18 protein-coding genes are annotated in these 18467 nt (G+C 59.1%); 6 read left to right on the plus strand and 12 right to left on the minus strand.

Annotated elements, in window-relative coordinates:
- Positions 1-227: 227 nt before the first annotated feature.
- Genes J2Y39_RS13480 through J2Y39_RS13490 form a run of 3 tightly spaced genes read left to right on the plus strand, consistent with a single transcriptional unit; the run spans position 228 to position 3789 of the window.
- Positions 228-2129 carry an ATP-binding protein gene (locus tag J2Y39_RS13480; protein ID WP_056790048.1) on the plus strand — a complete coding sequence of 634 codons (1902 nt, stop codon included), beginning with the start codon at positions 228-230 and terminating at the stop codon, positions 2127-2129.
- Positions 2126-3451, plus strand: coding sequence for a sigma-54 dependent transcriptional regulator (locus J2Y39_RS13485; protein ID WP_024014166.1), 1326 nt, complete (start codon positions 2126-2128; stop codon positions 3449-3451). The genes J2Y39_RS13480 and J2Y39_RS13485 overlap by 4 nt, the downstream gene beginning before the upstream one ends.
- An 8-nt stretch (positions 3452-3459) precedes the next feature.
- A complete protein-coding gene (locus J2Y39_RS13490; RefSeq protein ID WP_177327026.1) occupies positions 3460-3789 on the plus strand; it encodes a GlpM family protein in 330 nt (109 codons plus the stop codon).
- A gap of 18 nt (positions 3790-3807) precedes the next feature.
- On the opposite strand, the gene J2Y39_RS13495 is transcribed toward J2Y39_RS13490, so the two are convergent.
- The 3 genes from J2Y39_RS13495 to J2Y39_RS13505 form a co-directional block, all read right to left on the minus strand.
- Positions 3808-4716: a hypothetical protein gene (locus J2Y39_RS13495; RefSeq protein WP_041479882.1), complete on the minus strand. Its 909-nt coding sequence runs from the start codon at positions 4714-4716 to the stop codon at positions 3808-3810.
- Positions 4713-5408 carry a hypothetical protein gene (locus J2Y39_RS13500; RefSeq protein ID WP_095181777.1) on the minus strand — a complete coding sequence of 232 codons (696 nt, stop codon included), beginning with the start codon at positions 5406-5408 and terminating at the stop codon, positions 4713-4715. Before J2Y39_RS13500 ends, J2Y39_RS13495 begins: the two co-directional genes overlap by 4 nt.
- A 107-nt stretch (positions 5409-5515) precedes the next feature.
- Complete coding sequence (locus J2Y39_RS13505) at positions 5516-6550, minus strand: alpha/beta fold hydrolase (protein ID WP_056790057.1); 1035 nt, start codon at positions 6548-6550, stop codon at positions 5516-5518.
- A 216-nt stretch (positions 6551-6766) separates the two neighbouring features.
- On the opposite strand from J2Y39_RS13505, the gene metR reads away from it, so the two are divergent.
- On the plus strand, positions 6767-7684 hold the full coding sequence (metR, locus tag J2Y39_RS13510; RefSeq protein ID WP_310218145.1) for a transcriptional regulator MetR: 918 nt from the start codon (positions 6767-6769) through the stop codon (positions 7682-7684).
- Positions 7685-7814: 130 nt separating this feature from the next.
- Here the strand turns inward: metR and J2Y39_RS13520 are convergent, their stop codons facing one another.
- From J2Y39_RS13520 to J2Y39_RS13530, 3 genes are read right to left on the minus strand one after another with little or no spacing between them, the layout of a single operon-like run.
- Positions 7815-8312 carry a GNAT family N-acetyltransferase gene (locus J2Y39_RS13520; RefSeq protein ID WP_310218148.1) on the minus strand — a complete coding sequence of 166 codons (498 nt, stop codon included), beginning with the start codon at positions 8310-8312 and terminating at the stop codon, positions 7815-7817.
- A gap of 1 nt (position 8313) precedes the next feature.
- Positions 8314-8952, minus strand: a complete 639-nt coding sequence (locus J2Y39_RS13525) for a LysE family translocator (protein ID WP_310218150.1) — start codon at positions 8950-8952, stop codon at positions 8314-8316.
- 23 nt (positions 8953-8975) lie between these two features.
- Entirely contained in the window at positions 8976-9410 is a 435-nt protein-coding gene (locus J2Y39_RS13530; RefSeq protein WP_095181775.1) for an NUDIX domain-containing protein, read from the minus strand.
- 214 nt (positions 9411-9624) lie between these two features.
- Here J2Y39_RS13530 and J2Y39_RS13535 point away from each other — a divergent pair, with 214 nt between their 5' ends.
- Positions 9625-10263, plus strand: a complete 639-nt coding sequence (locus tag J2Y39_RS13535) for a DUF4234 domain-containing protein (RefSeq protein ID WP_310218152.1) — start codon at positions 9625-9627, stop codon at positions 10261-10263.
- A gap of 108 nt (positions 10264-10371) precedes the next feature.
- Positions 10372-11991: an FMN-binding glutamate synthase family protein gene (locus J2Y39_RS13540; protein ID WP_056790072.1), complete on the plus strand. Its 1620-nt coding sequence runs from the start codon at positions 10372-10374 to the stop codon at positions 11989-11991.
- Positions 11992-12037: 46 nt separating this feature from the next.
- Here the strand turns inward: J2Y39_RS13540 and J2Y39_RS13545 are convergent, their stop codons facing one another.
- Genes J2Y39_RS13545 through J2Y39_RS13570 form a run of 6 tightly spaced genes read right to left on the minus strand, consistent with a single transcriptional unit; the run spans position 12038 to position 18315 of the window.
- A complete protein-coding gene (locus J2Y39_RS13545) occupies positions 12038-13456 on the minus strand; it encodes a glycosyltransferase family 39 protein (protein ID WP_310218154.1) in 1419 nt (472 codons plus the stop codon).
- Positions 13457-13477: 21 nt separating this feature from the next.
- Positions 13478-14440, minus strand: coding sequence for a lysylphosphatidylglycerol synthase transmembrane domain-containing protein (locus J2Y39_RS13550; protein WP_310218157.1), 963 nt, complete (start codon positions 14438-14440; stop codon positions 13478-13480).
- Positions 14437-15177, minus strand: coding sequence for an SDR family oxidoreductase (locus J2Y39_RS13555; protein ID WP_041479891.1), 741 nt, complete (start codon positions 15175-15177; stop codon positions 14437-14439). Before J2Y39_RS13555 ends, J2Y39_RS13550 begins: the two co-directional genes overlap by 4 nt.
- The gene (locus J2Y39_RS13560; RefSeq protein WP_310218158.1) at positions 15174-16490 is read right to left on the minus strand and encodes an FAD-binding oxidoreductase; all 1317 of its coding nucleotides are present in this window, start codon (positions 16488-16490) and stop codon (positions 15174-15176) included. Before J2Y39_RS13560 ends, J2Y39_RS13555 begins: the two co-directional genes overlap by 4 nt.
- Positions 16487-17956: a UbiA family prenyltransferase gene (locus tag J2Y39_RS13565; protein ID WP_310218160.1), complete on the minus strand. Its 1470-nt coding sequence runs from the start codon at positions 17954-17956 to the stop codon at positions 16487-16489. The genes J2Y39_RS13560 and J2Y39_RS13565 overlap by 4 nt, the downstream gene beginning before the upstream one ends.
- Positions 17953-18315 carry a GtrA family protein gene (locus tag J2Y39_RS13570; RefSeq protein WP_095181734.1) on the minus strand — a complete coding sequence of 121 codons (363 nt, stop codon included), beginning with the start codon at positions 18313-18315 and terminating at the stop codon, positions 17953-17955. Before J2Y39_RS13570 ends, J2Y39_RS13565 begins: the two co-directional genes overlap by 4 nt.
- Positions 18316-18467: the final 152 nt, after the last annotated feature.

Here is an 18467-nt window from a genome sequence, read left to right on the forward strand (position 1 = left end):
AGCAACACACCCGCACCCTGTCTGTGGGGTGCGGGCAGCCTGACAATGAGATCCCCTGTGGCGAGGGGATTTATCCCCGTCCGGCTGCGCAGCAGTCGTAAAACCTGTGCATGCGGTCTTTCAGTTAAACCGCAGTGATGGTTTTGGGGCCGCTTCGCGGCCCAACGGGGATAAATCCCCTCGCCACAGGCACAAACAAGTGTTGTGGTTGACCCAAGGCATCTGTGATGAAATGCGACCCCACTCTTTATCGCGCTGCAGAGCCATCACTTGCCGTGAAGCCCCGTCTGATCCGTCATCTGTTCCTGCCGCCGCTGATCATCGCCCTGATGGTCGGACTGGGTTTTATCGGCTTCTGGACCAGTGAACACTTCGGCATCCGCAGCCTCGGCGAGAACGGTCAGCGTCAGTTGGAACTGCACGCCCGCGCGGTCGAAAGCGAGATCAGCAAATACACCTACCTGCCCAGCCTGCTGGAACTCGAAACCAGTGTGCCGCAGTTGCTGGCCGATCCGACCCCGGAGCACCGGCAGACGGTCAACGATTACCTCGAAGGCCTGAACCGCCGCAGCCGCAGCCGCGCCATCTACGTGATGGACACCACCGGCCGGGTCATGGCCACCAGCAACTGGCGCGATGTCGACAGTTATCTGGGTGAAGACTTGTCCTTCCGCGCCTATTTCAAAGACGCCGTGCGCGGCCAGCCCGGGCGCTTCTACGGCATCGGCAGCACCAATGGCGAACCCGGTTACTACCTCGCCCACGGCCTCGAAGAGCACGGCAAGATCATCGGTGTCGCGGTGGTCAAGGTGCGTCTGGAAGCCATGGAAGAGCGCTGGCAACGGGCGCGTCTGGAAGCGTTCGTCAGCGATGAGAACGGCATCATCATTCTGTCCAGCGATCCTGCCAGGCGGCTGAAATCGGTGATCCCGCTCAGCGATGAGGTCAAGGAAAAACTCGCTCGCAGCCTGCAGTATTACTGGTTCCCGCTCAACGAACTGCAACCACTGGCCCGCGAGACGCTGGCCGAAGGCGTGGAGAAACTGACTTTCCCGGCCAACAGCGAATTGCAGCCCGACGAAGACGACATCAGTTATCTGGCGCAAACCCGACTGCTGAGCGACACGCCGTGGAATTTCACCCTGCTCACGCCATTGCAGGACCTGCGCCGCGAAGCCATCAACCAAGGCATTCTGGTGGCGGTGGCGTTTGCCCTGTTCGCCTTCCTGCTGATTGCCTGGAACGAGCGGCGCAAAGTCCTCGCCACCCGCCTCGCCGCCCGCGAAGCGCTGCAGGAAGCCAACAGCCAACTGGAGCGTCGGATTACCGAACGCACCGCCGATCTGCGCGCCAGCAACGAACGGCTGAAGAGTCAGATCCGCGAGCGCCGTCAGGCCGAGGAGACGTTGCGCCGCGCCCAGGATGAACTGGTTCAGGCCGGCAAACTCGCGGCTATCGGACAGATGTCGACCAGCATTGCCCATGAATTGAACCAGCCCCTGGCGGCCATGCGCACGCTGTCGGGCAACACCGTGCGCTTTCTCGAGCGCGGCCAGCTCGACGTCGCCAGCACCAACCTCAAGACCATCAACGACCTGATCGACCGCATGGGCCGGATCACCGCCAGCCTGCGTTCGTTCGCCCGGCGCGGCGACAACAAGGGTCAGGCCAGTCTCGGCAAAGCCGTCGACGCCGCGTTGCAAGTGCTCGGCGCGCGCGTGGAAAACACCGCGCTGCAGATTCACCGGCAGTTTGCCGATGTGCAGTTGCTGATCGATCAGACCCGTCTCGAACAGATCCTCGTCAACCTGATCGGCAACGCCCTCGACGCCATGCACGCGCAACCGCAGCCGCAGCTGTGGCTGGAGGGTGAAGAATTCAACGGCAAGTATCGCTTGCGGGTGCGCGACAACGGCCACGGCATCGACGCCGAAGCGCGCAAGCATCTGTTCGAACCGTTCTTCACCACCAAACCCGGCGAGCAAGGCCTGGGACTGGGCCTGACCCTGTCCGCCAGCCTCGCCGCCGCCACCGGCGGGCACCTGGGTGTCGAACACCCGGCCGGCGGTGGCACCACTTTCGTCCTCAGTTTACCGTTGGTAAGCCCTCTTTCTGCCGAGCCAATATGAACCCTGAACTCAGTGTGCTGATTGTCGAAGACGACCCCCATGTGCTGCTCGGCTGCCAACAGGCGCTGACCCTCGAGGACATCCCGTGCATCGGCGTCGGCAGTGCCGAAGAAGCACTGGCGCAGGTCGGCGACAACTTTGCCGGCATCGTCATCAGCGACATCCGCCTGCCGGGCATCGATGGCCTGGAATTGCTCACCCGCCTCAAGCAGCGTGATCGCAGCCTGCCGGTGGTGCTGATCACCGGCCACGGCGACATTTCCATGGCCGTCGGCGCGATGCAGAAAGGCGCCTACGACTTCATGGAAAAACCGTTCTCGCCGGAACGCCTGGTCGATGTCGCGCGGCGGGCGCTGGAGCAACGCAGCCTCGCCCGTGAAGTGTCATCGCTACGTCGGCAACTGGCCGAACGCGATTCGCTGGAAGGGCGGATTATCGGCCGCTCACCAGCGATGCAGAACCTGCGCGAGCTGATCGCCAACGTCGCCGACACCTCGGCCAACGTCTTGATCGAAGGCGAGACCGGCACCGGCAAGGAACTGGTCGCCCGTTGCCTGCACGATTTCAGTCGGCGCCACAGCAAACAGTTCGTCGCGCTGAACTGCGGCGGCCTGCCGGAAAACCTTTTTGAAAGCGAAATCTTCGGCCACGAAGCCAACGCCTTCACCGGCGCCGGCAAACGGCGCATCGGCAAGATCGAGCACGCCGACGGCGGCACGCTGTTCCTCGATGAAGTGGAAAGCATGCCGCTGCCGTTGCAGATCAAGTTGCTGCGCGTACTGCAGGAACGCACCCTTGAACGCCTCGGCTCGAACCAGAGCGTGGCCGTGGATTGCCGGGTGATTGCGGCGACCAAATCCGACCTTGATGAGTCGAGCAAGGCCGGGGAATTTCGCAGCGACCTGTACTACCGCCTCAACGTCGTGACCCTGGAATTGCCACCGCTGCGCGAACGCCGCGAAGACATCCTGCAACTGTTCGAGCATTTCACCCAGCAGTCGGCGCTGCGCTTCGACCGCGCGCTGCCGGAGCTGGACAACCAGACCCTGTCGAACCTGATGAGCCACGACTGGCCGGGCAACGTGCGCGAACTGCGCAACGTCGCCGAACGCTTCGCCCTCGGCCTGCCGGCTTTCAAGAAATCCGGGGCCAGCGCCGGCCAGGGTCTGGCGTTTGCCGAAGCGGTGGAAGCGTTCGAGCGCAATCTGCTGGTCGACGCCTTGCAACGCAGCGGCGGCAACCTGACCCAGGCCAGCCAGGAATTGGGCATGGCCAAGACCACGCTGTTCGATAAAGTCAAAAAGTACGGGCTGAGCCACTGATGGATCTGATTCTCAAAGCCGCTATCGGCGCCGCAGTCGTGCTGATCCTCGCTGCGCTGTCGAAGACCAGAAACTACTACATCGCCGGTCTGGTGCCGCTGTTCCCGACCTTTGCCCTGATTGCGCACTACATCGTCGGCAAGGGCCGCTCGGTCGACGATCTGAAAACCACGATCGTGTTTGGGATGTGGTCGATCATTCCCTACTTTATCTATCTGGCGACGCTGTACGTGATGGTCGACCGCATGCGCCTGGAAGCGTCGCTGGCCGTGGCGGCGGTGGCGTGGCTGATGGCGGCGACGGTATTGGTGAGCGTGTGGGTCCGGCTGCATGCCTGAACCCACGCGCATCAGCCACTAGCGATCGTAGACTCTGGCCAGTTGCGCGGACGACAGAGCATCCTCGAACGGCACTGGCACTGACTTCACCGCACCGTAAAGATTGCGGTAGCGCCAGTAGTTGCCGTTCTGCGCCAGTTGATAACCGCGCTCGACCACACGCTGGCCGTCGAGCACGTAACGCAGGGTTTCCTGCGCGGCGGGCGGTGGCGTCGGTTGCATCAGATCGGCGCTCAACACGCGCATGGATTCGTCAATGCATTCATCCAGCACGGCGGTGACCTTGGCCAGGTCAAGGGCGCCGTCATCGATACATTGCTTGCCGCAACGACGAATCGGCTGACTGGCCACTTCGATGCGCATGCGGTACAGCGGCGAGCCGGCGATATCCTGTAATTGCACCTGATTGACCAGCACGAAACTGCCGCGATCGGGCGTCAGCATCAGCTTCGGTTCGATCAGCAACCGTGCCGTGACCGCACCTGCCCCCTGCTTGAATCCGGAGACTTGCGACGCCGCCTGAAAACGCTGTTGCAAGCGCTCCTGCAACGGCACGCCGGCGAGCAGGTCGGCCAGCGGCCGCGATTCGTTCAGCGCGGCTTTTTCGGCATCGCGCTGTAACGTACCGGAACCCATTTGCGTATTGATCAGACTGGCCACCAGAATGCCCGCCAGCCCGGCGCCCGCACCGGAGCTCGACACCAGCGTGTAACTGGAATTCGCCGCGTTCACTGCCGCCTTGCTGTCGATGACCGTGCTGGCGCCGACAAACTCCGCCGGCAGTTGCACGTCGACCTTCAGTCCGTGTGCCTGCACATAGCTCATGGCCGCCTGATCCTTGAAACCGGCCTCGGGTGCCGGTTTCTGCGCACAGCCAGGCAACGCCAGCAGCGAGATCGCCGCGAGGGTCAGCGCCAGACGTTTCATTGCGCGAACGGGGCGATCATTTGCTGACGGCTGTTATCCATCGCTTGATAAAACGCGTTGGACAGGTTGGTGTAAGACGGCTCGTCCCACTCACCTTGCGCGGCTTGTACAGCGGCGAATGGCTGGTACCACAAGAGTCTGTTGTCCGACAGATCGATCACCATGCCCTGGCCGCCGACCTGGGCCATCGGCACGCTGGTGGGCACGATGCTGTAGTAGCTGCGGGTGGCACCGGTGGCATAAATCGACACCAGCAACAGACGGTCGATGCCGTGGGCAGCTTTCATCGGCGACAGGTCCTTGGTCATGTAGCCCTCGCGGAAATCGACTTCCTTGAAGGTCTTCAGATCGACCTTTTCATCAATGCGCTTGGCCTTGTAGCCCTTGGCTTGCAGCTTGGCGACGATGGCGTCGGGCAGGGTTTCCAGGTCGCGCACCTGCCAGGTCTCGACATTGGCGCTGAGCTTGCTGTTGACGCCGGCATTGATGGCGTAATCGAGGATGCCCTGATTGCCGGTCAGCGCCAGCACCGGCGACGGTACGACGGTAATGGCCACACCGATGGTCGGCTCTTTGGCATCCCAGAACTGTTTGTCCAGGGCCACGGGCGGTTGCACATGGGCGCAGCCGGTGAGAGTCAGTACGGCGAGCAGAGCCAGCGCGGCCCATTGACGTGTAGCGCGAAAAATCATGGATCAAGTCCCTATGTCTGAAAACGTTCCTGCGCCTTATCGGCAACAACGCGGCAAACAATAGTGGCACATTGATATTTTTTTGGCGACAGGATGCTGGCGCACTCTTACAGCAGATTGTTCGGCGCCGGCGGATCGACCCGAGCCCAATGCGAAGTGTCCTCGCGATGCGCCTGCAAATACGGCAGCACCGCCGCCAGCAACGGCTCCTTGAACGCCTCCTGAAAGCGATGCGCCAGTCCCGGAATCAGTTTCAACTGACTGCCCTGAATGTGCGCCGCCAGATGCACGCCGTGCATCACCGGCAGCAGCGGATCTGCCGTGCCGTGCACCACCAGGGTCGGTACGCGCAGCTGATTGAGCAATGCCACCCGGCTCGGTTCGGCAAGGATTGCCATGATCTGGCGCTTGACGCCTTCGGGGTTGAACGCGCGGTCGTAGGACGCCGCCGCCTGTTGCAACAGCGCTTGGCGATCATCCGTCACCGCCGGGCTACCGAGTGCCGCAAGCAGATCGGCCTGTTGCTCCAACGCCACTTCGCGGTTCGGCGCACCTCGGCGCGAGAGCAACTGCACCAGCGCCGCACTTGGTGCCGGCAGGCCTTCAGCGCCGGAAGTGGTCATGATCAGCGTCAGGCTTTCCACCCGCTGCGGCGCCATCGCCGCCATGTGCTGAGCGATCATCCCGCCCATGCTCGCGCCGAGCACGTGGAATTGCTCAACCTTCAGCGCCGTCATCAAACCCAGCGCATCGTCGGCCATGTCAGTCAGGCTGTAGGGCGCCGAAACCGGCAAACCGAGTTTGTAACGCAGCACTTCGAAGGTCAGGTTGGCCTCGATCGGCGCTTGCCGCCAGGTCGACAATCCGACGTCGCGGTTGTCATAGCGGATCACCCGGAAACCCTGCTGACACAGCGCGACCACGACTTCGTCCGGCCAGTGGATTAACTGCCCACCCAGGCCCATGACCAGCAACAGCGCCGGGTCCGATGCGCGGCCGATACTTTGATAGGCAAGACTGACCTGCGCCAGCTCGGCGTGCTCGGTCGGCACGTTGACATCACAGCGTCCGGCTGCAAACGAGCCGGCCCCGAACAAAAGCGCGGCCAACGCGGCCGCGACTGAAAAAACTCTCTTGAACATGAAAAATACCAAAACGCAGCACCCCAGTAGAGCGCGAGTCTGATGAAGTTCGTGCGAGCGCGCTGCCACAGTTGCATGACAGTTTGATGAAGAGTGCCGAGCGGTCGTCTGTCGAATGCATCGCCGGATCCTGGCCGGCAGATCGACAAAGCGTGCTTCATGAGACAAACTCACCTTCCACGCATTCGTCACAAGTTTTCTTCATGGAGCCCGCCGGTGCTTGAAATCCGACATCTGAAAACCCTGCACGCCCTGCGCGAAGCCGACAGCCTGGTGGATGCCGCTGATCGCCTGCATCTGACGCAATCCGCTCTATCGCATCAATTCAAAGAGCTGGAAGAGCGCATGGGCATGCAGTTGTTCGTGCGCAAGACCAAACCGGTGCGCTTCACCAGCGCCGGTTTGCGCCTGCTGCAACTGGCCGACGCCACCCTGCCGCTGTTGCGCGCCGCTGAACGGGACATCGGTCGGCTGGCCGGTGGCACCGCCGGGCGTCTGCACATGGCGATCGAATGCCACAGCTGCTTCCAGTGGCTGATGCCGACCATCGACCAGTTCCGCGATGCCTGGCCGGAGGTCGAGCTGGACCTGGCTTCGGGTTTCGCTTTCGCCCCACTGCCGGCACTGGCGCGCGGCGATCTGGATCTGGTGGTGACCTCCGATCCGCTGGAAATTGCCGGCATCACTTACGTGCCGCTGTTCACTTACGAAGCCATGCTCGCGGTGGCCAATCAGCATGCGCTGGCGAGCAAGCCGTACATCGTTCCCGAAGATTTGTTGACCGAAACGCTGATCACCTACCCGGTCGAGCGTGATCGTCTGGACATCTTCACCCGCTTCCTCGAACCGGCCGACATCGAACCTGCGCTGGTGCGCACTTCGGAACTGACGGTGATGATGATGCAACTGGTCGCCAGCGGCCGTGGCGTCTGCGGGATGCCGCACTGGGCGCTGCATGAATACAGCTCGCGCGGCTATGTGAAGGGCAAACGGTTGGGTGAGAAAGGCTTGTTCGCGACGCTGTACGCGGCGATTCGCACGGACATGCTCGACGCGCCGTACATGCGCGATTTCCTGCTGACCGCCAAGGACACCTCGTTCTCGACCCTCGATGGGGTCAGTGCCGTACGCTGATTTTTCCGAGCAAGAGTTCCCCCTGTGGGAGCGAGCCTGCTCGCGAAAGCGGTGGATGATTCAGCGATGATGTCGGCTGGACGGACGCCTTCGCGAGCAGGCTCGCTCCCACAAGGATTGTCGTGGTGGGTCAGAGCTGGCGCCACATGTGGATCTTGTCGAAGTAGTCTTCGCCCACCCGCACGGCGAGTGGTTCGAGGCCGTACTGAATGAAGCCGCAACGCTGGTACAACTGAAAAGCCGCGTCATTGCCGGCAGTCACGGTGAGCTGCAGCAATTTCAGCGCCGGATGCTTTTGCGCTTCGACCAGTGCCGCCTGCACCAGATCAAAGCCCAGCCCCTTGCGACGAAAATCCGCCGAGACATACATGCCGAACAGCGTGGCCTTGTGTCGTGCCTTCTCGCGCGGTTCAAAGGCCAGGCCGACAATCCCGGCCAACGTCCCGGCATCGAATGCCCCCAGCACCACATCGAGCTTGCTGGTCAGGCGCCCTTCCCACCAACTCAATGGCATCACCGCGCGTTCGCGCACGCTGGAGGTGAACGCCTGCGGATGCCGGTCGTAGGCTTGCAGCATCAGTTCGCGGTAAGCCAGGGCATGGCTGGCGTCCAGCCGTTCGATCCACATGTCAGGCAGTCCGCCGTTGTTCGAGCATCAGCCGTACGGCAAGGCCACCGAGGACCATGCCCATGAAATAGCGCTGCATCGCCAGCCACGTCGGGTTGCGCACGAACCACGAAGCGATGCCTGCGGCGAACAGCGCGATCAACAGATTGACGCTGAAGCTGACGCTGATCTGCGTGAGGCCGAGGACGATGCTTTGGGCGAACACCGAGCCGTGCTCAGGGCTGATGAATTGCGGAAACACCGACAGATAGAACACGGCGATCTTCGGGTTCAGCGCGCTGGTGAGAAAGCCCATGGTGATCAGCTTGCGCGACGAGTCCGGCGGCAATTGCTGCGCTTCGAACGGTGAACGCGCGCCGGGTTTCAGCGCTTGCCAGGCCAGCCACAGCAGGTACAGCGCACCGGCCCATTTCAACACTTCATAAGCCATCGGCACGGCAAGAAACACTGCCGTCAAACCGACCGCCGCAGCGAACATATGCACGAAGAACCCGCCGACCACGCCGAGCAGCGACGTCACCCCCGCGCGGCGTCCCTGACAGATCGAACGCGAGATCAGATAGATCATGTTCGGCCCCGGTGTCAGCACCATCAGCAACGCGGCGGCGGCGAAGATCAGCAGGTCTTGCAACGGGATCATGGCAACGTCCTTTGCGGGAATGATCAGGCGAGTGCAGTCAGTGAACGGCGATAAAACGGCAGGATGTGTTCGCGTGTCAATGGCGCCAGCTCGAGCGCCGGATCAGTGGCCGGATCGACCCAGATGACTTCCTCGATTTCCGCCGCCGGACACACGTCAGTATCGATGGTCAATTGGAAGATCTCCGCGTGCACGATGAAGCCCGGCTCGTTGGCTGCGGGGGCGGAAAAACTGTTGAGGAAAATCGCCTGCGCCGGGTCGATCTGCAACCCGAGCTCTTCTTCCAGCTCACGGGCCAATGCGTGTACTGGCAACTCGTGGGCTTCGATCTTGCCACCCGGTTGCATGAAGGCCGTGGTGCCGCGCTTGCGCACCAGCAGGGTCTGGCCTTGGGCGTTGAGCAACAGGGCGGCGGCGATATGGATGATGCAGGGCGAAACGGCGGATGTCGGCGTCATGAGTCGAAAAATGCCTTGTGCGAAAAGATCGCAGGATCCCACGCCCGACGCGCCTGCGTCATCAGAAGATCCCTACAAGAAGCATCCGTGATCAGCCTGACTCTGACGACAAGTCCGCCAAAAGGCTCGGAAATTTCCCACTCGCGAATTTGGTAGCGTTATTCATCGCTGCCCGGCAGCCATTCGCCACATCGCCTAAGAGGGAAAACGCTGCATGTCTGACATTTCGACGCTCAAGGAAAAGAACAATCTCAAGACGCTCCATTTCATTCTCCTGACCGTAGTCACCATGGGTCTCTACTCGGTTGTATGGCTGCACAAAACAACAACCGTGGTTGAGGAGGTCACTCAAATCAAGACACTGAGCCAGACCGGTCTGGTCGTTTATCTGGCGCTCTGTGGTATCGGAGGGATCTTTTTCACCGTATCTGATCCGCGGTTCATAGCCACGGGGTATGCGATGACGGTCATTGCCCAGCTCATCGCCATTGCTTGGTGCTTTCGAGTTCGCAGAGCCTTGCGCGCCTACACGCTGACCAAACACAACTTCGAACCACGAATGAACCGCTTGTATTCAGTCCTGTTCACCTTCTATCACATCAATTACTGCATCAACGATATGGCCAGGGCCAAGCACAAACATGACCAGAAACGGCAAACGCCCTCAGGAATCAGTCGCGGCATAAACAAAAAGGTAATCGTCGATTTCGCGTGCAAGTTCGCTTCCACCTTTCACTGCAATTCCTTGTGCGAGCTTGCTCGCGAAGGCGTTCGTCAATGCCACAAGTTTGCCCACCAGTATTGCTGCATGGCTGCTTCTCGCGTTCAACAGCCAAGTCAACTGGCATCGTAAGCGAGACGGCTCCGATGTAGGCGAGGAGAGGGAAATCTGCCTGTTCACGGTTCCGTCGTTGGCGCAATATGCCTGCCAGCCACAAACAATCCGAACCAAGGAAACCGTATGAGCCTGTCGCTGCTGAGCCGCTACGCCTTCTTTGCCGTCTGCGTGATTTTCACCCTCGCCAGCCTGCCCTTTCTCGAACATGACTGGCTGTGGCCGATCACCGCCGCCACCGCTGTGCTGAGCCTGCTCGGCGTGTTCGACCTGTTGCAGACGCGCCATGCAGTGCGCCGCAATTATCCGATTCTGGGCAACATCCGTTATCTGGTCGAAGGCATCCGCCCGGAGATTCGCCAGTACCTGCTCGAGTCCGACAGCGATGCCCTGCCCTTCTCCCGCGCGCAGCGTTCGCTGGTGTACTCGCGAGCGAAAAACGAAACTGCCGACAAACCGTTCGGCACGCTGATCGACGTTTACCAGTCCGGCTTCGAATTCATCGGCCACTCGATGCGCCCGGCGCCGTTGAGTGACCCGAACGGTTTCCGCGTCACTGTCGGTGGTCCGCAGTGCACGCAGCCGTACTCGGCGTCGATCTTCAATATTTCGGCGATGAGCTTCGGCTCGCTCAGTGCCAACGCCATCCGCGCCTTGAACCAAGGCGCCAAACTCGGCAACTTCGCCCACGACACAGGCGAAGGCAGCATCAGCCCGTATCACCGCGAACACGGCGGCGATCTGACCTGGGAGCTGGGCAGCGGCTACTTCGGCTGCCGCACCAGCGACGGCCGTTTCGACCCGGAGCGCTTCGCCGTGCAGGCGCAGAATCCGCAAGTGCGCATGATCGAAATCAAGATGAGCCAGGGCGCCAAACCCGGCCATGGCGGGATCTTGCCCAAGCATAAGGTCACCAGGGAGATTGCGGAAACACGCGGCATCCTGATGGGCGAGGACTGCGTCTCGCCGTCGCGCCACAGTGCGTTTTCAACGCCGATCGAGATGATGCAGTTCATCCAGCAACTGCGCGAATTGTCCGGTGGCAAACCGGTGGGCTTCAAATTCTGCCTCGGCCATCCGTGGGAGTTCATGGGCATTGCCAAGGCCATGCTGGAAACCGGCATCCTTCCCGATTTCATCGTCGTCGATGGCAAGGAAGGCGGCACTGGCGCCGCCCCTGTCGAGTTCACCGACCACATCGGCGTGCCGATGCGCGAAGGTCTGCTGTTCGTGCACAACACGCTGGTCGGCCTGAACCTGCGCGACAAGATCAAACTCGGCGCCAGCGGCAAGATCGTCAGCGCCTTCGACATCGCCAGCGTGTTGGCCATCGGCGCTGACTGGGCCAACTCCGCGCGCGGCTTCATGTTCGCCATCGGCTGCATCCAGTCGCAGTCGTGCCACACCAACAAATGCCCGACCGGCGTTGCCACCCAGGACGCCTTGCGCCAACGCGCTCTGGTGGTACCGGACAAAGCCCAGCGCGTCTACAACTTCCATCGCAGCACGCTCAAAGCACTGGCGGAAATGCTCGCTGCAGCAGGCCTTGAGCATCCCTCGCAACTGTCGGCCAAGCATCTGGTACGACGCATGTCGGCGACCGAGATCAAACTGTTCTCGCAGTTGCACGTGTTTTTGAAACCGGGGGAATTGCTCACCGGTGAAGTGAATGGCGAGTTCTATTCGCGGATGTGGCAGATGGCGCGGGCGGATAGTTTTGAGCCGAGCGAGGTCGTCGCTGCGTAACTGCTCAAAGGTGTGCATTTCCATTCGGAATGCCCACCGCTACCGATCATGGTTCAAATGTACGGATCTTGAATAATCGCACATGACCTATTTCTTCCTTATCGATAATTTTTGCTTCGTACCTTTCTAGATTTTTGATTCCCTGAGCAAAACCAGGACCATAGTTCGTCTCCAGAACATAAAATTCTTTCGGGTGACTGGGCAACGACAAATCAGTTTTCAGCTTCTCTAAATTACTAACAAGCAGCGGAGATCCCAGCAACTTGAAATAGACACCAAACTGAATCGCATCAAGCGAATAGATTGGCAACGCGTTTGACTTATTCATTACAGAGATGACGATATCTCTCATGTGCGTCTCGCGTGAGTACGGATTTTCAGGATCCCTCAGATAACTGATATCCCTGAATAAAGGCGTAGCAGAAAATGTCATCAATACCACCAGCATTAACACTTTTACTGGCACATCTCTTATATTGCCAACTGCGTACGCAGCCACCAGCAATACGGCGGGCAGAAGAAAAATAAAATTGCGTTGAGTTGTCACCGGGCGTAAGTAAACAGAACAGACATAGGGCACCACAATTCCTACTACCCCCCAGAACACAATCAGCCTGCAAGCAATTGCGCTTTCAGGATTTTGAGCCATCGACGCCAGCCCTGAAATTAAAATTACAGCGAGCAAAGCGGCCAGAAACGTATCTCCGAAATACAACAGGAAAACCTTGAAGAAAAAAACAGTTTCGGGTGGTTGAATCCAGAAATCCCGTAAAAAGCTACTCTCAGCGTACGATAAACCAGGAATTACGGTTAATGCGGCAAAAAATCCGGCGCAAATGAACCTGTATATAACTTGGCTGTGGACCTCGCTGCGCAAGATCATGTGAAGCAACACAAGCACTTGAGCAAAGACCGGCAGATAACCGAAGTAATGAGTATTTATCAGCGCGGCGGAAGTCAGCCAATAGCAAAAAAAATCCTGCCCTCTGCCTCGACTTAAGCAGCGCAAGAAGATCACAAAAGACAAAACGGTAAGCAACGACAGAAGCGCATAAGAGCGAGTCTCTTGCGAATACTGAACCAAGAAACTATTGACCGCTGCCAACCACGCAACGATGAGCCCTACTTGTTCATCAAACAATTTGCGCCCGAGGAGGAATACAGAGGGAATCAACAGCACGCCGATTACCGCAGAGAGATACCGCCCTGTGTGTTCGCCAAACCCGACAGCCTGATAATAAGTCCACAGTAAAATCTGATAAAAGGGAGGATGAACGTCACTCAATGTAGTTCGATACACGTCAAAGAATCCATTTTGCGGATCGCTTACCGATACACTGAAGGCCTCATCCAGCCACAGGCCAGTAGCATCGATGTTGCGCAACCTTACATACAGGCCAAATCCAATTGCGCCAATCAGACACAGGTACATTGCCAATTTGTACTTTCGCGACGCAGTGTCCATTGTCATCTCCTCAGTAGTTACTCAGCCATGATCAAAACCGGCTACCGACCTCTTCCATAAAAGTGCAAGCATTCCCACCCCGACCGCCAACCACAACGTTACCAGCCGTAACAAAACCGTCGCCGCGATCGCATCTGCCAACCCGACTCCGCCTGAAACCAGCAGCGCTAGCATCGCTGCTTCGGCACTGCCCAAACCGCCCGGCATGAAACTCAGAGCCCCCGCCAACATGGCCACCGCATAAATAAAGATCGCTAACGTCAGGCTCACGTCCGCGCCCATCGCCTGCAAAATCCAGTAAAACGCCAATGCTTCAAGCCCCCAGGCCAGCAGGCTCAATAGCGTTGCGCCCATGACGCGACGAGGGGAGTGACAGCGGCGCGACTGACGCAATACCTGAACGGCATGCCCCAGCAACCGCGAGAATCTGTCGTGCCGTTGCTCAGTGCGACGATCAATCGCGCTGGCAAGGCTTGGCGAAAACATCATCGATGCACCGCATGCCAGGAGGACGAGACTGGCAACGACCATCGACAACCATTGCGGATGCGCGCTCAAGCCGAACAACGCCAGGCCCGTCATCGCCAGCAGGTCCGCAAGCCGCTCACTGAACAGCGCGGCAAAGCTCTGTGCGTAAGGCACCTCCAAACGTTTGAGCAAAACACCGCGCAACGCCTCCCCGGCCTTGCCGGGAGTAGTCGTCAGGGCGAATCCGGCCAGGTAGATGTTCAAGCTCGCCCGCCAGGGCAACCGGTGGCCCAGGGCAGACAGATAACCCTGCCAACGCAAAAAACGCAGACCGTATCCAAGCAAAACCACGCAGACGATTTGCCCGCACTGCCACCAACCCACTCGACTGACCGCCGCGCTCACCGCCGACCACCCACCCCACAGGGAAACAGCGAGATAAGCGAGGGCGGAGCAGATCACCGAGCCAATCAAAACGCGGTAACGCCACCCGGATAACATCAGTGTCTGATTCACAGGTTCAGCCTCTTGAACAGCGGCTGCGGCATCACCCGAATCAGCCACATGATCACCGCCCAAAAGCCGGGCACATACAGCACCGCCACCTGTCGATTGATCCCTCTGACTATTCGCCGGGCAACCGTATCCGGTTGCGCTACAAGCACGGAGGGCAGCGCCAACCCTCGCGTCATGGGCGTGTCGACTAACCCAGGCTTTATCGTGATCACATGCACACCCGCTTTGAACAAGCGTACCCGCAAGCCTTCGCAGAACGTGGAAACGGCCGCCTTTGCCGCGCCGTACAGGTAATTGGAAGGTCGTCCTCGATCCCCGGCAACCGAGGAAATGACCGCCAGCGTGCCGTGCTGCTGGACAACCATGCGATTTGCCAACAGCGTCAACAGCGCGATCATTGAACTGCCGTTATTGGCGAACTGCTCCATAGCCTGTTCAACGTGTTGTTCGCACGCGTACTGATCTGGCAGCGAGCCATAGGCAATCAGACAGATATCCACCGTCTGCAACGTCGCCAGGCATTTCTCGTACATGACCGGATGTGCCGCGATATCACTGGCGTCCATGACGTACGTGGTCACGGCTCTGGCACCTCGAACCTGAAGATCGACGCTGGTTTGCTGGAGTTTTTGCGCATCCCTGCCGACCAGGAACAATTCGCTGCGATCAGCCGCCCACAATCGTGCGCAAGCGCAGGCAATCGCCGAGGTGGCGCCCACAATCAGTATTTTTTTCATCGAGTGACTCGCTGCCAGAAACGGGACATCAGGGTCGGATCGCGCATCGCTTCCAACTGCTCCCAGGCGGGATAGGCCTGGCGAAAATCGCTGCCGCTCATGTGAGCGTCCTTGGCTGGATACAAACGACCGCCTGCTTCCCGCACGATGGCGTCGAGACGCGGCAGAAGTTTTTTCGGCAGATCTATGTCGTGTGGAAAGTCCAGCGCCAATGAAGTACCGGGCATAGGAAAGGAAAGCCATCCCGGCGAAGGAATGTCGCCACAACGCTTGAGCACCGCGAGGAAGGAGCCACTGCCGCTACGCGCAATCGACTTGAGTAATTCGGCCAGTGCCACGGCTGCAACCGAGGCCGGCAATACGCACTGAAATTGCTGGAAACCTCTGCGTCCGTAGATGCGATTCCAGTTTTCGATACGGTCCAACGGATAGAAGAACGAGCTGTAGGCAACCTTTTGATGTTGTCCGTTCGTTGGCTGCCGTTTCCAGTAGTGATAGTTGAACAGTTTCAAGGTGAGCGAATTGATTAGCGATACCGGAGGGCGGATCGGGACAGACAGAGAACGTGGTGCAGCGACCTCAAGGGGCCCCGCCTCGCAATGATCCCCAGCCGTGTAGCATCCGCGCCCTAGCGCATTGCCCTTGGCCAGGCAATCGATCCACGCGACGCTGTATTCATGCCGCGCATCCATGTCGGCCGACAGGGCAAAAAAGTCATCCAGACAGTCAAAACGCACCCGTGTGCTGTCGATCAGGCTGGACTGGATCTTGCGCAGACGAATGCGCACCCAGGTAATCACGCCCGTCAGGCCGAGCCCGCCGATGGTGGCGGCAAACCACTGTGGGTTTAGCGTCGCCGAGCACACCATCGGCGATTGCATGGAACGGTGCAGCCCGAAACACACCAGCGAATGGGCAAACGTGCCGCAGCGATGGTGATTTTTCCCGTGGACGTCATTGGCCACCGCCCCACCCAGCGTTACATGCCGCGTACCGGGTGTGACGGGCAAAAACCAGCCACGGGGAATGGCGAGTTGTAAAATCTCGCCCAGTGTCACGCCGGCCTCAGCGCAGATCTCACCCTTTTCCCAGTCGGCTTCGATGAAGCGGTTCAGGGGACGTAATTGCAGCACATGATCGCTTGCGGCCATGCAGCTATCGCCATAGCTGCGCCCATTGCCAAACGGCAAAGTTGTCCCGTGTGATTCGATCAACTGCTGCCACTGCGGTCCGATATCCGCTTGCCAGTGGCAGGGACGACCACTCTGCGGGGCATAGGGATAGTTTCCCCAGGAAGCCAGCGAGGCCATCATGCCGCCACCCAGAAAATCAGACAGAACACTGTTCCCATCACCAGACTCAAGCGATCACGCAGTGCGAAAACCACCGGATCCTCATTCATGCGGCCGCGATGCGTCAGCAGCCAGATACGAGTGATCCAGAACAGCATCAATGGGCAGGCAAACCAGAGCCATCGGGGATATGCATACAACTCGGTAGTTGCGCTGTCATGGATGTAAAGCGCCAGCACCAGGACAGCGAGATAACCGGATGCGGCCCCCAAAGAGGAGAGCATTGCCAGGTCCGCAGGAAAGTAGTCGCGGCCGCCGGTCTTACCGGTGATGCCGCCGTGCAGCGCCAGCAACAGCTCGGCATAGCGCTTGACCAGCGCGAGGCTCAAAAACATGAACATGGAAAAAGCGGGCATCCACCCCGTCAGGTCGAGCCCGAAAGCGGCGCCACCGGCAATGATGCGCAAGGTGTAAAGCAGCGCCAAAGCGATGACATCCAGCGCCATCAACCTCTTGAGCACCAGCGAATACACCAGCGTCAGGCCGTAATAGCAGGCCAGCACGGCAATGAATGGGTGAGGCAGCCACAACCACGCGCCGATGAACGACACTGACAACAGCAGGGGGAAAATCAGCAGACCGGACTGGATGGATAACGAACCATTGGCGAAGGGTCGATTGCGTTTACTCGGGTGCCTGCGATCATCGTTCAGGTCGAGCAAGTCGTTCAGAAGATAGACGCTGGATGCACACAAGCCGAAAAGCATGAAGGCCAGCAAGCCGCGACCCAATAGCAGCGGGTTGGCCACTTGATGCGCTGCAAGCAGGGGAACGAAAATCAGCACATTCTTCATCCATTGATGAATGCGCAAGGCTTTGTACAAACTTCTGAAATACGTAACGCGAGAGTGAACCACCTGGGCTACGTTATCCAGATGCCGGGCGGCACGTTGGACGCCCGCTAGCGGATTGACGATATAAGCTTGCCTGGCCGACCGCCAGATCGGCAGATCGTCCAGCGAATTGCCGATGTAATCGAAACTTTTCTCCCCATATAACGCCACCAGCGCATCACGTTTGTTCGTTCCCGAAAGGTTCTGCTCGAGGGTTGAACCCAGAACGTCATCAAACACCTGCAGATGCTCGGCGATCCGCACTGCCAATGTGTAATGACTGGCTGTGGCGAGAACAATTTTCCGACCGGCGTTGCGCTGTTCCTCGATCATCCGGAGTACGTCGGGATCATAGGGCAAAGTCGCGAGATCGACGTCCGATGTCATTGCCAGTCGATCTTTCAGATACGCCTTGCCGTGCCAGAGCCAGGGAAAGAGTTTCAGGCAGTGCAATGGTTTGCTGCGGACAAAGGACATCACGCATTCGAACAGCAGATCAGATTTGACGAGGGTACCGTCCAGATCAACTACGAAGGGCATTGAAGCAGCGCAGGACGCTGACATCGGCAGTACGTCAGGCGGAGAGACGTTCATGCCCGTCGCCCTGGAAAAAGGACAAAGCGGAAAACGCAGTACCCTAAAACAATATTCACCAGCGAAAACGAAGCGACCGTCACAAGCCCCGACAAGCGCCAGACATCCCCAATGACACCCACGCCAAAACTCACGCCGCCCATCAGGCCGATGAACATCAGATAGGGAAATACCGGCGTTTCCCTTTCAAAGATATAAAGCATGTTCAGATAGAAAGAGAGCGCAGCAGCTACGCAGAACGCCGCAAAGTTGCTGGCCGCCTGACTCAGGGCGGCCGCCTGACAGAGCACGAAAAATATCTGCCAATGGATGAGCGCATCGGCCACTCCGATGGCGGTGGTTGCAGAGAATCCTTTCATGGTGAGGGCCAGCCGCTGCCAGAGGACGGACCTCCAAACTAGGCCAGAGCTTGAAGACGGTCTACTGTCAGAAATTACAGGTCGAGGGCTTTATCCGACCAGCGGTCATCTTGTCGTACTCACGTGTCAATAGCTCTTCCCGTGCGATTTTA

The sequence above is a fragment of the Pseudomonas sp. 2957 genome (assembly GCF_031456345.1).
Classification (GTDB): Bacteria; Pseudomonadota; Gammaproteobacteria; order Pseudomonadales; family Pseudomonadaceae; genus Aquipseudomonas; species Aquipseudomonas siliginis.